We start from the raw sequence: 12,959 nt of genomic DNA, 5'->3' as shown, positions 1-12,959 counted from the left end.
ATTGTCTTAAGGGTCGTATGATTATCAATCTGCATGATATTGTGCTGTCGGGCGCACAGCAATTTTCAACGCGTACTGCGTTGAAATTTAAAAGCGAATCAATCACCTATCTGCAACTTGCCGAAATGGTGCAGGCGGCAGCTGCAACCTTGCAACAGCAGGGGCTGAGTCGTCAGGAACGAGTTGCTGTCTATTTGCCAAAACAATTTGAAACTGTCACGACATTATTTGCCAGTTCAATCTGTGGTGGTGTTTTTGTTCCGGTCAATCCGGCGCTGAAACCGACGCAAGTGCAGCATATTTTGCAAGATTGTAATGTCCGTATTCTGGTGACAAGTCAGGATCGTTTTACCAGTCTGCAAGCTGAACTGGCTTTGTGCCCTGATTTACGCACTGTGTTGTTAGTCGATGTGCCGGGCTCTTATCAGCAACAATTAGGTCATTTGCATATTGCCGCTTTCCACCAGCCAGCACAAATGGCGGCGCCTTCGCAACGGGTGGCGCTGACCGATGCCGATATGGCAGCTATTTTGTATACCTCAGGCAGCACTGGTAAGCCCAAAGGGGTGGTGTTATCGCATCGCAATATGATTGTGGGTGCATATAGTGTGTCGGACTATTTGCGTAATACCGCCGATGATGTGTTGTTGGCGCTGTTACCGCTTAGCTTTGATTATGGCCTCAGCCAACTGACCACCGCATTTTTACGTGGCGCTACCGTGGTGTTGCTGGACTTTTTTCTGGTGCAGGATGTGGTCAAAGCCATCACGCAACATCAGGTGACCGGATTAGCTGCGGTGCCGCCACTCTGGGCGCAACTGGCCAAAGCAAAGTGGCCTGAGGGCGCCACCAGCTCAGTGCGTTATCTGACCAACTCAGGTGGCGCTATGCCGGAGGCGTTATTGAGCCAACTCGAACAAATCTTCCCCAATGCCCAGCCTTATCTGATGTACGGTTTGACCGAAGCCTTTCGTTCCACCTACTTACCGCCTGAACATTTAGCCCGTAAACGGGGTTCAATGGGGAAGGCCATTCCGAATGCGGAAATTTTGGTGGTGCGCGAAGATGGTTCTTTATGCGGACCGAATGAACCTGGGGAGCTGGTACACCGTGGGCCTCTGGTCAGTCTTGGCTACTGGAATTCGCCGGAGAAAACCGCTGAGCGCTTTAAGTTTGATCCGGTGCTGCCTGCCGGCGTCCAGCATCGGCCTTTGGCGGTTTGGTCTGGTGATACGGTGAAATACGATGACGAAGGTTTTTTGTATTTTATCGGTCGGCGCGATGAAATGATTAAAACCTCTGGCAACAGAGTCAGTCCGACTGAGGTGGAAGAAGCCGTCTATGCGCTGGATCGGCGTATCGTTGATGTGGCGGCTTTAGGCTTGCCACATCCGGATTTGGACCAGGCGATTATGGTGCTGGTGGCCTGTCAGGCTGAGGTAGAGATTGACAGTCAGGCCTGGCTGCTGCAACTCAAACGCACTTTGCCAGGTTTTATGTTGCCGAAGGTGTTGTTACAAGTGGGCACTATGCCAAAAAATGCCAATGGCAAAATTGATCGCAAATTACTGGCAGGTCAGTATCAGGATTATTTTACAGGAGCTGCCCAGTGAGTGCAGAGCTAAGCAAAACAGTGAAGACGCCGCAACATGATGATATGACGCAGTTTGTGCAGCAAGGTGCTGAGCTGACTGTCGGTGGCCTGACGATGAGTCAAATTAGTGCCGCCCTGGATAAAAAAGTGTTTTATGCCTATGACCGTCAGGTGATCACAAGCCAGGTGCAGCGTTTTCGCCAAGCCATGCCGGCACGTATTCAATTGCATTATGCGGTGAAAGCCAATCCGTATCCGCCGGTGGTGCAACATTTAAAACCTCTGGTGGACGGTTTTGATGTGGCCTCACAAAAAGAAATGCTGTTGGCGGTGCAAAGTGGCATGCCGGTCAAGGACATCAGTTTTGCCGGTCCAGGTAAAAGTGATGCTGAACTATTGTCAGCCATCACACTGGGTGTGACCTTGCATGTGGAATCTGTCGGTGAGCTCAATCGTATTGACTTGCTGGGTCGCGCTGCCGCTTTAACACCGCAGGTGGCACTGCGGGTCAATCCGGCATTTGAACTTAAATCTTCTGGTATGAAGATGGCGGGCGGTGCCAAACCTTTTGGTATCGATGAAGAGCAAGTATTTGCGCTGCTGGCTGATTTTTCCGGTTATGCCGTTAAGTTGCGTGGTTTTCATATTTTCTGTGGTTCACAGAATTTAAAGCCGGACGCCTTGATGGAAGCCCATCAGCTAACTTTTGCGTTGGCAGCCAGGCTGACTGCGGCTTGCCCCTACCGGCCAGAGGTGATCAATTTAGGCGGCGGTCTTGGCATTCCTTATTTTGCGGGTGAAAAACGGCTGGAATTAGCACCCATTGGCGCTTGTTTACAGCAACTGACCGAGCAGTATCAGGCTGATTTTGCCGGTATTGAACTGGTGATGGAGTTAGGCCGGTTTTTAGTGGCCGAGGCCGGTTTATATGTCTGCCAGGTGCTGGATAAAAAAGTGTCGCGCGGCACCACTTATCTGGTCTGTAACGGTGGTTTACATCACCATTTATCGAACTCAGGTAATTTTGGTCAGGTGATCCGGAAAAACTATCCGGTGGCCATTGCCAATCGGATGGGACAAGCAGCAACCGAACAAGTGACAGTGGTGGGGCCGCTATGTACCCCGTTGGATATAGTGGCTGATCGGATGGAATTGCCAGTGGCTGCAGTCGGGGATTGGGTGGCTGTGTTTCAATCCGGCGCTTATGGGCCAACCGCCAGTCCACAAGATTTTCTTGGCCACCCGGCGGTCAGCGAAATTTTATTGTAATTGCTGCCACAGATGTGGCGCCCAACCTACTGATTTATAATATATTAGCCGTAGGTCTGACTCACCACGAAGTGCGACCCGACGCACAGCGGCGGGGCAGTCCGACATGGCTGGTGGAAAAAATATTCATCATGTTTGTTGGACGCCAAGCGTTCAACGACAGCGTTGGACGTCACATGTTGGACGTCACATGCTGGACGTCACTCGTTGGACACCAAGTGTTGGACTGCCCCAGTTGCACTGGGTCGAGTCCAACCTACGGATCACTGAAGCCAACCTACTCTACTAAAATGGCATAAAAATCAGTGGTTTGACTTCTGCAATTGGTAGGTCGGACTCGAGCCGGCGCACAGCGGCGGGGCAGTCCGACATGGCTGGTGGAAAAAATATTCATCATGTTTGTTGGACGCCAAGCGTTCAACGACAGCGTTGGACGTCACATGTTGGACGTCACGCGTTGGACACCAAGTGTTGGACACCAAGTGTTGGACACCAAGTGTTGGACTGCCCCAGTTGCACTGGGTCGAGTCCAACCTACGGATCACTGAAGCCAACCTACCTATCAAGCTCGCATCCGATCGCGGGCGATAGGGTGTTTCATCAACCCCTGATTGTTATGGAGACGACGCCGGGGCTACGGGTTGCAATGGGCAACGCGGGTTACCCTGGCTGGCAGCACCACAAATCGCTTTAGTCAAAGGCAGTGCTGGTGCCGGGGCAATACCCGCTTGTTGCCGGCTCTCAATCAGGCGGTTATCCGGGTAATCCTGCAACACAGCACCAATGATCAGATTATCTTTAGCAACAACACTGACACTGTCATTGGCTACTTTTATCAGCTGACTCTGGCCTGCGCGGTCAGACAAAATCAGATTGCGTTGTAGCAGTACTTTGTTGGTTAAATGCTTCAAGCCCTCCAGTCCAAAACCAATCAGTTGAAAATTCTGACTCTGCGCACCTTCTTGCAAAATTGAGTCTTCGATACTGAGTTCACCGCCATTCGAAATATCGACCAGCCGGCTATCATCCGAACCTAAGGACGCCAAAATACTTTCGCTAATAATAGTGTTACCGCCCCGGCTTTTGATGCCATGCCCCCCATCTTTGGCCGCTATCATCAGACTACGGTGAAAATGTAAATTGGCACTATTCAGATAAATCCCATGCGCCTGACCGCCATGACCCAGTTGCTCAAACCTGCTGTTGTTCACATACAGAGTTCCGCCCTGGCCTGATGTTTCCAGTACGCCAGACTGGCTGGCATAAAAATACACATGCTCCAGTGTCAGGCCCTGGCCTTCCAGCCGGACACAAGAACCATTGCCATCGCTGACCTTAATATTGCGACATTGCAGGTTTTTCAGGGTGGCGCGGTTGCCTTTGATTAAAAACATCGCCTTATCATTGACGGTGGCGGTTTCGAACAACACAGCGCCCAGACCTTCAATGGTGACATCATCGGCGTTAATCGTCAGTGCCTGCTGATAAGTGCCTGCACCAATTTGTAGCAAATCGCCGTTTTTTAGTTGTTGCATGGCGGTGGTTAAATCGGCGACTTGTTGCTGATTAAGCCAAATGCCGGTTTTCTCAGGTTGCGGCTGGGGATCGGCTTGCCAGGCTTTAAACACCTGACTGATCTGCGCTGGCAAATCGCTGGCAACAGGTGCGACAGCGGCGGGGGCAGCCATAAAGCCTACACCCTGTAATTCCAAACGTAGTTTTTGTTTGGCGTTGAGCACCAACTCAGGCCAGATCAACCAGAGCGCAGCCAGCAATAAATGCCCCAACAGGCCACATAACATCAAGTAATTTTTTAGCCAGCGCATGTATCGAATCCTTTATTTGAACAATGGCCAGATTGTGTTTTTGTCTAATCAGGTAGTCAAAGGAAAGCAGATGATATCCATTACATATCAGCCAGTTTTTTGAAGGTGTTTTTATGAGTTCTCAATGCTAACTTAGTTTCTGACAAGACGATTTGCTTCCCGGTATCGCCGGTTAAATCAAGTTTCTTGACCGCTTTGATTTTTGGTCTTTCTACCGCGGTAACACCATAAGCTTCAATTTTTTTGTTCATTTTATACTCCAAAATATATCTCTAGCCCTTTGATACCCTTTGAGACAGATTCTGTCGCTGGGACCTTGAGTATAACGCTCCTCATCTGTGAACAGAAGAAAACGCAGGAAGAGGCTGTTGCAAGCAGACAATTGTGATCTGTTCCACTTGCTGCCGCCAGAGTGCACTAGAAAAGGTATGATTGGCCTGTGGCAGATGCTGATGGTTGGCCTGTTGCAATAATTGCTGCCACTGGCTGTCGGCCTTGGTGAGATCCAAAAACTCCTGCGCCGTTAAATCGTTACCGCTGGTAATGACAGTCACCTGGCCAGCACGCTGATAAAATTGCTGCCAGCCTTGCTGCATATGCGCAACATAATTCTGTTCGTTGCTGTGCTCAAGGGCGGGGGATACTTTGGTTTGCTGACGCGCCTGACGCAGATTTTGCCACAAGGCCTGCACTGATTTGGTCAGCTGAAACTTACCGGAAAATAGCTTTTGCCAGAATTCTTTTTGGCTAAAACGTTGTAAATAATAGTGTTTAACCAGGGTTTGCGCATAAGAATGCTGTTGCCGCACCCAGGGATTAAGCAGCACCATGGCACTCACTCTTGGATCTGGTTGTTGCCGCTGACTGAGTAAAATAGCACTGGCACCATCACATAAGCCCCACAGCAGCACAGACTTCAGCTGAGGTTGCAATAAAAACAGCTGGTCGATGGCCGCCTGAATATCGGCTTGTTGCAGGTAAAAAGGGCTGGCTTCGCCAGTACTGTCACCCATGCCCGCCACATCAAACCGCAAACTGGCAAAACCTGCCGCGCCGACAGCCCGGCACAGTTTGACAAACTGCCGGTGACTGCCGACCCGGTATTGTGGGCCGCCAACCACCAGCAGTAAGGCGGTTGGCTGCTGACCTGGGGTAAAAATTCCGCTCAGTTGCTGCTTATTGCTGCTAAATTGAATCGCTTGTTCTGTGCTTGGTTGCGGCAGCTGGCTGCTGGCTAATTCAGTGTGCTGCATCATTCTTCCTGCAAAAAATCAACGGTGGCGCTAATCAGCTCAGGGCAAGCTACCAGCTCTGTGGCGGTCCAATAGGGGGCGCCTGCTAATAAAGTAACCTGAGTGTCAAACAGCGCCGATAATTGTTCAACACTTTTTTGTACCACCGGGCTTAAGTTCGGTAGGGTAGACGTTTCCAGCCATAATAAAGGGGTTTTTGTCGCAGGTTGATGGGTTTGGGTCATCAGCTGCGCTTGGGTAGTCAGCCACTGATTGACATCGGTCAACTGTTTCACACTTTGTACAAAGGCGGCTGTCAGCGGATAACCGGCAATTTCCAGCACTTCACCATCGTCCAGTTGTTGCTGCAACTGCTGCTGGCTGGTTTTTTCACCCAATGCCATTTGCTCTGCCACTTTTAACCGGAAAAACTGTTGTAAAAATTGGCTGGCTTGCAAATATGGCTGCCACAACACAATTTTATGCAGTTGTAATGGCAAGGGCTCAGCTTGCGCTAACAAATCAAAGAGTTGCAAGGCACCAAAGCGCATGGCAATAAAATTAACGGCTTGATAACCACGTTGTTGTAATAGCGCTAATAACGCTTGTAAATCGGCCCGCCACTCGAGCACTGTGGTTTGGTCCAGATCGCCTTCGCTGTCGCCTGTGCCATAAGGATCCATTTGGATATAACTGGCACCAGTTGCCGCTAATTGTTGCCGGCATTGACTAAATAAATGCCTGGATTTATTCATTTCTTCGGCGAAAGCGCCCAGCAGTATTGTCACCGTCGGTTGCTGGGCTGTCATGCTGGCGTCGCTTTGGATTACAAACAGTCGGCGTTGCTGCAGACAGATAAATTCACTATGCATGGCAATGCTTTACTCATAAATGTCAAAATTTGCTGGCAGTAATATACACCAGGCTGTGGTATTGTGGTTTGGCCTTATAATTAAATTTTAACGATGGCTAAGATCAGCAGGACTAGACTACTGTGACCCAAATTAACTTTTCAGCGCCGTTGGCGGATGCCAGCAATTATCCTCCTGCGCAACTGCTAGTCCATCCAGGCTTTTCCTGGCGATTCTACAGCTGGCGTTCCAATCCGGCTTGGTTGGCTGCTCAACACTATCAATTTTATCGCAGTGGCCGCAGCGCGTTGTTTCATGCCGCAAATTTATTAAAAAATGAAGGTCTTAACAAAATTTTGTTGCCAGCGTATCATTGCCCGGCTCTGGTTGAACCTTTTATTGCAGCGGGATACCAACTGGAATTTTATCCGTTAGCAGCTGATTTATCGGTGGCTCAGCCGGAATTTGACCTATTACTGGCACAAGGTTGTAGTCATGTGTTGTTGGTGCGATATTTTGGTCATAGTGGACAAACCGAACAATTATTAGCGCAGTTGCAACAGGCGGGGATCCGGACCTTTGATGATTGTGCTCATGATTTACCAGTCTTCTTGCAGTCTAAACTGCAAGCGGATGCCCGGATCTGTAGTCTGAAAAAGTTTATCCCTACTGCAGATGGCGGTTTATTAGCTCTCGGTCCGGCTTTCTCTGCTAGCTATCCTGTGCAGTTATCGCCTCCATCCTGGTCTTTAGAGTTAAAAACCTTGGCAGCGCGACTAAAGACAAGTTTGGAGGGAACTATCCGCTTGATGTTATCGCCTCCACGCAAGATGCGACAGCTGGCGACAGCAAACTCAGGGCCGGTAGTTGCAGCTGTAAAATCGCAAACTGGCGTAACCGCAGGCAGTTTTCGTTATTTGCAACAAATTGATCGGCAGCAAAATTGTTTTCGTCTGACCCGGTGGTTATTGCGCCATAGCAATCTGTCAGCTATTTTTGCCAGCCGCCAACGGCATGCCAGGCAGTTGCTGCAGGTACTTGAACATTCCTCTTTGGGTCAGCCGTTATGGTCTGTGACTCAGATCGATAACCAAGCTCTGGCGCCTTATGTCGTGCCATTTTTATTGCATGATGCCGCTAGTTTTGATTGGCTCAGACAACAAGGGCTGCAAATTTATCGTTGGGAGGAGTTGGCGCCAACCAATTGTGAAGTCGCGGCGCAGTATAGGAGCCGATTGGTGCAAATTCCTTGTCAGCAAAACTTAACCAGGGCCGAGCTTGATTGGATCAGCCGGTTATTTGCTTAACAATAGGCTTGTCAAAGTGAGGGGGAGTCTCAGTCATTATTTCAGACCTGCTAATAAATCCTTTCGTACTGGCTTGGTCAGCACCGACAATAAGTTATGTAAGGCACTGAGCTGGCCCCGCCAACGGGCTAAATTGCTAGCTTGCAAGCCATATAAGGGTTGTCGCTGATCCATCCAGTCTTTTTTGTAGTCATCATCCCCAGTCAAAAAGTCCAGATAATGGATGTTATCCTGTGCAATCACATGATCAACCAAAGCCGCGGTTAAAACCGAACCGACGCTGTGGCGGGTAAAATCCTGATGATGCGCCAGTTTAAAAATACTCGCGATACCATCACGGACAAACCATAACTGTGCAGCAACCGGCTGTTGCTGATAAAAAACTAAACCCAGTCTTAATTGACCTTGTTGCCAGGCATATTCAGCAATAGCATCAATAAATCCCGGGTTTGGCTCGATATTTTTCCAGCTATTGCGGTAGCAATGATGATAATGGATCAATGCTTGAATCAATTCGTCTCTGCTGCCCTGACTGAATATCTGCAACTGATAGTCGGGATTGCGGCGGATTTTGCCGCCTTTTCGCTCCAGTGTATGCAGCAGTCGGCTTGGCCTTTGTTGCCAATATTGCTGCACACTTTGGATCTGTGACTGATACCAGTTGGTGCTATGTTGATACAGATGACAATGAAAGCCCAGCCCTGACAGCGCTTGTTGCCACAGTTGCGCTTGGTCTGGTTTTAGTGGCAATAAATGGATGCTGTCATATTGTTTCAGTTCAGCGGCAAATTGTCCGACAAACTGATTCAGGCTTGCTGCAGTGCAGGCCGGTTCTGTTAATAAAGTAAATTCCGGACTGTAAAAATTACTCATGCTATGCAGGCTGCGATAACCACCATTTTGGCGGGCTAGCATGGGTAAAGATTGTAGTTGCTCACCTTGTTGCGTTGTCAGCCACTGAGCTTGAGCTTCCCCACCAATACAACGTTCAAACAGGGCAAACCATTGTGGTTGCAAAAAAAAACTAGCAGCGCTTAGTGTCCAGGCCGGCAGTTTGGAAAAATGTGGGTAGATATCCTTATTCACTTGAACTTTCTTTTTAGATTATTGAGGAGTTTTTCCATGACTAGCCATACAGGATGTTTGTAGTAGCTGCCGTTGTACATGGCTCTGATGTCAGTTGACCAGTCAATTTGTTCTTCGGTGGCGTGAGTATAGAAATCGATACAAATAGCTAATTTTTTTTCGAAAACATAACGGATCACTTCCATCAACAACAATCTTCCAGGTGCGTAAGCTTTCAAATTTTCGTCATATGCTGTTTTTAAAATAATGAAAATATTCTTATTAAAACAACAAAGTCGGGAAGCAGCTAACTGACCATCGATAAAAAGTTCTATCACTAAGCTCTGGTTATTGTTGCAAAGTTGAGCTAAAAAGCGCTGATAAAAGACTCCTTGCAGGTTTGAAGGGTGAACTGAAGTACCGTTTTTCCCTTTCCAACCCTGACTCTCCAAAATACCATAACGGTCAACGGCAACGGTTACTTCTTCTAATGAGCTGTGAAAGACAAATTCAAATTTTTTTCCTTCATTTCGAAGCCTGTTTTCGTAACGATGAATATTCTTGCGCAAATTTTTACTGCGTTGTTGCCAATAATCTTCGAAAGCAGACAAACATGAAACCTGAATATTATCCAACGACTTCTCGATTGAATGGCCTTGTAGTGATGCAATAACAGCAGCATGATCCAGTGGATCCAGGCAAAAAAAGTCAAAACGCCAAGCCAAACCGGGTAAGGCTGCTAACAATAGCGCAAAATCAGCTTGAAAATGTTGGGTTCCGACGATCAATGCCGATTGTGCTTGAGAAGGTTGTGCTAACCGCCAAATGCCATATTTAGCCGGTTGCAATAATAACATCACCTTAAGTTCGTCGGCCTGATAGCAACTGGCTAAATAATGTTCAGGTTGAAATACTTGCATTAAATGCTGCACAAAACTGCCACTGAGCATCAGATTGCCCTGATGATGCAGTTCTACCAGCTGTTGCCAGTTGGTAAAGTCAGTGCTACTTACTTCGGCAGCAGTTTTAATTTCCCAGCGTTGGCTTACTTCAACCTTGGTCATGACAGCAGATTTTTCAGTAAACGCAACTGAAATTTAACCGGTTGCTGGTCCCAAGGCGTAAAGCGCTTTAGCTTCAGTCTTGGGCTGCTGGCTGTGTTATAGCCCCAGTCAGTGACCACGGCGCTTAAAAAACCTGCTTGTTGCACCAGGTTGACGGTGGTGTCATCAAAATCGCGGCCTTCGACGCCATTTGGATAGGCAAAATGTTGCACCGGCCTTGCCAACAGCTGTTCCAGCCAGGCTTTACTCTGCTCAATTTGCTGTTGTTGTTCAGTTGCCGGAATACTTTTTAAAATAGGATGCTGCCTGGTATGGGCGCCAATGGTGATGCCTGCAGCAGCCAGTTGTTTAATTTGATTAGCATTCATCATTCGCGGCTGATATTCGCTGGCCTGATTTTGCTGATACAGGTTATCCACGGCCTGCTGGCGCTCGGTGACCGGTAAATATTTATAGTGTTTAATCAATTGCAACGACGTCTGATAACGGCTGGCAGCATTGGTCAGCGGCAAAAGCCCCAGTGGGCTTTGTAACTGACTGCGATTTGCATCGCTGCAGAGATCAATCAGCCGGTCATTCCACATATTCGCGCCGGTGCTAAAGGCTGTCGCAATATAAACAGTGGCCGGAATTTGATATCTGGCCAAGATAGGCGCGGCCACGGTCAGGTTATTCAGATAACCATCATCAAAAGTGACACAAACGGCATTGGGTGGCAGGCTATTGTCAGCCAGATGCTGCAGTGCCTGGTCCAGTGACAGTGGCGTAAAGTAACGCGCTAACAGCTGCATCTGCCAGTCAAAGACTGCCGCGGTCGGTTCTGTTGGCCGCATTGGATCAAACTCAGCCAGCACCTGATGATAAATCAGAATAGATAATTTACCGCGACTGAGGACGCGACCACTTTGCTGCAGTAACCAATGCAACATCAGAGCTTGCTCCCATGCTGCTGTAACCACAATTCCAGGATCAGCATAATCCAAATCAGCTCGCCATAATAACCGGCATGGCCAGATTGATATGTCGTTAGTGCCTGATCGATAAACTCAGGCCGTAAAATGCCCCGTTGTTTTAAACTGGCCAGACTGTCGCGGGTCAGTTGTTGCAACGCCGGTTGTTCTTTCATCCAAACCCCAAAGGGTAAGCCAAAACCATGTTTGCTTTTGGCCAGGGTTGCATCCGGCAGAAAACCACGGAAACTGTTTTTATAAAAATCGCGCAGTTCGCTGCCCGGTAATTTAACCGCCGTTGGCACAGTGCAACTAAAATCGACCACTTCTTTTTCAAACAACGGGAAACGTACGTCAATACCGGCTTTCTGACACATACTGCTTACTTTGACAACATCGTTATCGGCCAAGGTAAATTTCCAGTCCAGATACATCATCCGTTCGACCGGATCTGTGGCCTGACACTCCTGATAACGCTGCCGTTTGGCAGCCGCCGGTTGTTCAGTGTCTACCTGGCGTAAAAACTCCAGGCAAAACATCTCGTTAAGGGCAAAGCGGTTGAGAAAATTATAACTATCCAGTCGATCCGGTAATGGTACATTGGCTTGTTGCACGTAACTGCGAGCTTTGCTAAAGCCAGGCACTTTACCAAGCGGACTGTGCAGCAGCAGTTCCAGCGGGCTGCGCAGCAGGGCAGGGACTTGCTGATAACGTTCAAATACTTTTTGTTTGGCGTAACGCTCATTACCAGCAAAAATTTCATCACCGCCATCGCCAGCCAGCATCACTGTAACGCCTTGTTGTTTGGCAACACGGGCACAGATAAAAGCGGCCATGGCGGAAGAGTTACCAAAAGGTTCATCAAAGTAGCCGGCCACTTCGACAAAATTGTCGACGATTTCAGCCGGTTTTAAATAGTGCACCTGATGATTACTGCCAAAGTGTTTGGCGGTAATCAAGGCATATTCAGTTTCATCATAGCCTTTGGCTTCAAAACCGATGGAAAAGGTGCGGGCGCCCGGCTGATTTTGGCATAAAAAACCACTGACGGTGGAGCTATCGAGACCGCCACTTAAAAATGCGGCGCAGACCTGGTTTTCGGTTGGCGTGGCATGCAAGCGCACGGCATTGGCTATCACCTCGCGACAGCTTTGTTGTAATTGCTCTGCGCTTTGCGCTGATAACGCATAAGCCGGTTGGTACAATAAACGTTGCTGTTGCTGGCCATGGCTGGTTAACGTCAGTTCAGTGGCTGGCGGCAATTTATAGGTGTGCTGGTAAATCGTCAGGCCGGATGGAATACAATGAAAGAAAAAGTAATTAAATAACGCTTGCGGCGCCAGCGGTAAAGCCCGGGCCGCCGGATGATTTAAATAATCACTGCACCAGCCGCTGGCGGCATCAGACAAATGGTAATACAACGGCACTGCCGCGACATGGTCATTGATCAAGCGCAGACTGCCATCGCGCTTATCCAGCAACACGGCACTGAAAAAACCAGCCAGCTGTGGGTAATATTGCTCTGGTTGCTGCAGTAACAACGCCAGTAACCAATCGGCCTGCGACTGCGCGGCATAATCAGCCCCATAAGGTCGTACCCGGCCAAACAACAACAAGATAGCGTCGCTATTTTCGGCAACAGCCAATTGGTCGCGGACATAACAATTAAACTGGTATTGTTGCCCGTCTTGCTGACGACTGAAACTCAGCTGGCGCTCAGCGCTGTCCTGATTGCGGATCCACATACAAACTCAGATATCCCTGCACAGTTTAATTGCTGAATAAGTTACCTTTTTTCCAG

At 48.6% G+C, this 12,959-nt stretch carries 11 protein-coding genes; 3 read left to right on the top strand and 8 right to left on the bottom strand.

Translation table 11 applies throughout. From position 1 onward, the window contains the following. Positions 1-17: 17 nt before the first annotated feature. Complete coding sequence (locus tag AC53GJ_RS13660; RefSeq protein WP_496732798.1) at positions 18-1,613, top strand: acyl-CoA ligase (AMP-forming), exosortase A system-associated; 1,596 nt, start codon at positions 18-20, stop codon at positions 1,611-1,613. Further along, complete coding sequence (locus AC53GJ_RS13655; RefSeq protein WP_496728385.1) at positions 1,610-2,863, top strand: pyridoxal-dependent decarboxylase, exosortase A system-associated; 1,254 nt, start codon at positions 1,610-1,612, stop codon at positions 2,861-2,863. The genes AC53GJ_RS13660 and AC53GJ_RS13655 overlap by 4 nt, the downstream gene beginning before the upstream one ends. 614 nt (positions 2,864-3,477) lie before the next feature. Here the strand turns inward: AC53GJ_RS13655 and AC53GJ_RS13650 are convergent. The 4 genes from AC53GJ_RS13650 to AC53GJ_RS13635 form a co-directional block, all read right to left on the bottom strand. Then, positions 3,478-4,689, bottom strand: a complete 1,212-nt coding sequence (locus tag AC53GJ_RS13650) for a right-handed parallel beta-helix repeat-containing protein (protein ID WP_496728383.1) — start codon at positions 4,687-4,689, stop codon at positions 3,478-3,480. 80 nt (positions 4,690-4,769) lie between these two features. Then, the gene (locus AC53GJ_RS13645; RefSeq protein ID WP_496728382.1) at positions 4,770-4,940 is read right to left on the bottom strand and encodes a hypothetical protein; all 171 of its coding nucleotides are present in this window, start codon (positions 4,938-4,940) and stop codon (positions 4,770-4,772) included. Between the two features lie 81 nt (positions 4,941-5,021). Beyond that, complete coding sequence (locus AC53GJ_RS13640; RefSeq protein WP_496728380.1) at positions 5,022-5,945, bottom strand: hydrolase 1, exosortase A system-associated; 924 nt, start codon at positions 5,943-5,945, stop codon at positions 5,022-5,024. Then, positions 5,942-6,793 (bottom strand): alpha/beta hydrolase family protein, encoded by an 852-nt coding sequence (locus tag AC53GJ_RS13635; protein WP_496728378.1) that lies wholly within the window; start codon positions 6,791-6,793, stop codon positions 5,942-5,944. Before AC53GJ_RS13635 ends, AC53GJ_RS13640 begins: the two co-directional genes overlap by 4 nt. Before the next feature lie 122 nt (positions 6,794-6,915). On the opposite strand from AC53GJ_RS13635, the gene AC53GJ_RS13630 reads away from it, so the two are divergent. Continuing rightward, entirely contained in the window at positions 6,916-8,079 is a 1,164-nt protein-coding gene (locus AC53GJ_RS13630) for a hypothetical protein (RefSeq protein WP_496728376.1), read from the top strand. A 36-nt stretch (positions 8,080-8,115) separates the two neighbouring features. On the opposite strand, the gene AC53GJ_RS13625 is transcribed toward AC53GJ_RS13630, so the two are convergent. The 4 genes from AC53GJ_RS13625 to AC53GJ_RS13610 are packed head-to-tail and all read right to left on the bottom strand — an operon-like array spanning position 8,116 to position 12,903. After that, positions 8,116-9,165 (bottom strand): GNAT family N-acetyltransferase, encoded by a 1,050-nt coding sequence (locus tag AC53GJ_RS13625; RefSeq protein ID WP_496728374.1) that lies wholly within the window; start codon positions 9,163-9,165, stop codon positions 8,116-8,118. Then, positions 9,162-10,208 (bottom strand): GNAT family N-acetyltransferase, encoded by a 1,047-nt coding sequence (locus tag AC53GJ_RS13620; protein WP_496728373.1) that lies wholly within the window; start codon positions 10,206-10,208, stop codon positions 9,162-9,164. The genes AC53GJ_RS13625 and AC53GJ_RS13620 overlap by 4 nt, the downstream gene beginning before the upstream one ends. After that, complete coding sequence (locus AC53GJ_RS13615) at positions 10,205-11,137, bottom strand: polysaccharide deacetylase family protein (protein ID WP_496728371.1); 933 nt, start codon at positions 11,135-11,137, stop codon at positions 10,205-10,207. Before AC53GJ_RS13615 ends, AC53GJ_RS13620 begins: the two co-directional genes overlap by 4 nt. Further along, positions 11,137-12,903 (bottom strand): asparagine synthetase B family protein, encoded by a 1,767-nt coding sequence (locus tag AC53GJ_RS13610; protein ID WP_496728369.1) that lies wholly within the window; start codon positions 12,901-12,903, stop codon positions 11,137-11,139. Before AC53GJ_RS13610 ends, AC53GJ_RS13615 begins: the two co-directional genes overlap by 1 nt. Between the last annotated feature and the right edge of the window lie 56 nt (positions 12,904-12,959).

This window comes from Rheinheimera sp. B2H12 (assembly GCF_059620065.1).
The sequence above is the reverse complement of the archived record's forward strand: the minus strand, read 5'-3'. Positions and strand labels throughout refer to the sequence as shown.

What these genes read in the sequence shown, in the direction of transcription:
- AC53GJ_RS13650 (WP_496728383.1), bottom strand. Translation starts at nt 4,689, where the DNA reads ATGCGCTGGCTAAAAAATTACTTGATGTTATGTGGCCTGTTGGGGCAT.
- AC53GJ_RS13635 (WP_496728378.1), bottom strand. Translation starts at nt 6,793, where the DNA reads ATGCATAGTGAATTTATCTGTCTGCAGCAACGCCGACTGTTTGTAATC.
- AC53GJ_RS13615 (WP_496728371.1), bottom strand. Translation starts at nt 11,137, where the DNA reads ATGTTGCATTGGTTACTGCAGCAAAGTGGTCGCGTCCTCAGTCGCGGT.
- AC53GJ_RS13610 (WP_496728369.1), bottom strand. Translation starts at nt 12,903, where the DNA reads ATGTGGATCCGCAATCAGGACAGCGCTGAGCGCCAGCTGAGTTTCAGT.
- AC53GJ_RS13620 (WP_496728373.1), bottom strand. Translation starts at nt 10,208, where the DNA reads ATGACCAAGGTTGAAGTAAGCCAACGCTGGGAAATTAAAACTGCTGCC.
- AC53GJ_RS13660 (WP_496732798.1), top strand. Translation starts at nt 18, where the DNA reads ATGATTATCAATCTGCATGATATTGTGCTGTCGGGCGCACAGCAATTT.
- AC53GJ_RS13645 (WP_496728382.1), bottom strand. Translation starts at nt 4,940, where the DNA reads ATGAACAAAAAAATTGAAGCTTATGGTGTTACCGCGGTAGAAAGACCA.
- AC53GJ_RS13640 (WP_496728380.1), bottom strand. Translation starts at nt 5,945, where the DNA reads ATGATGCAGCACACTGAATTAGCCAGCAGCCAGCTGCCGCAACCAAGC.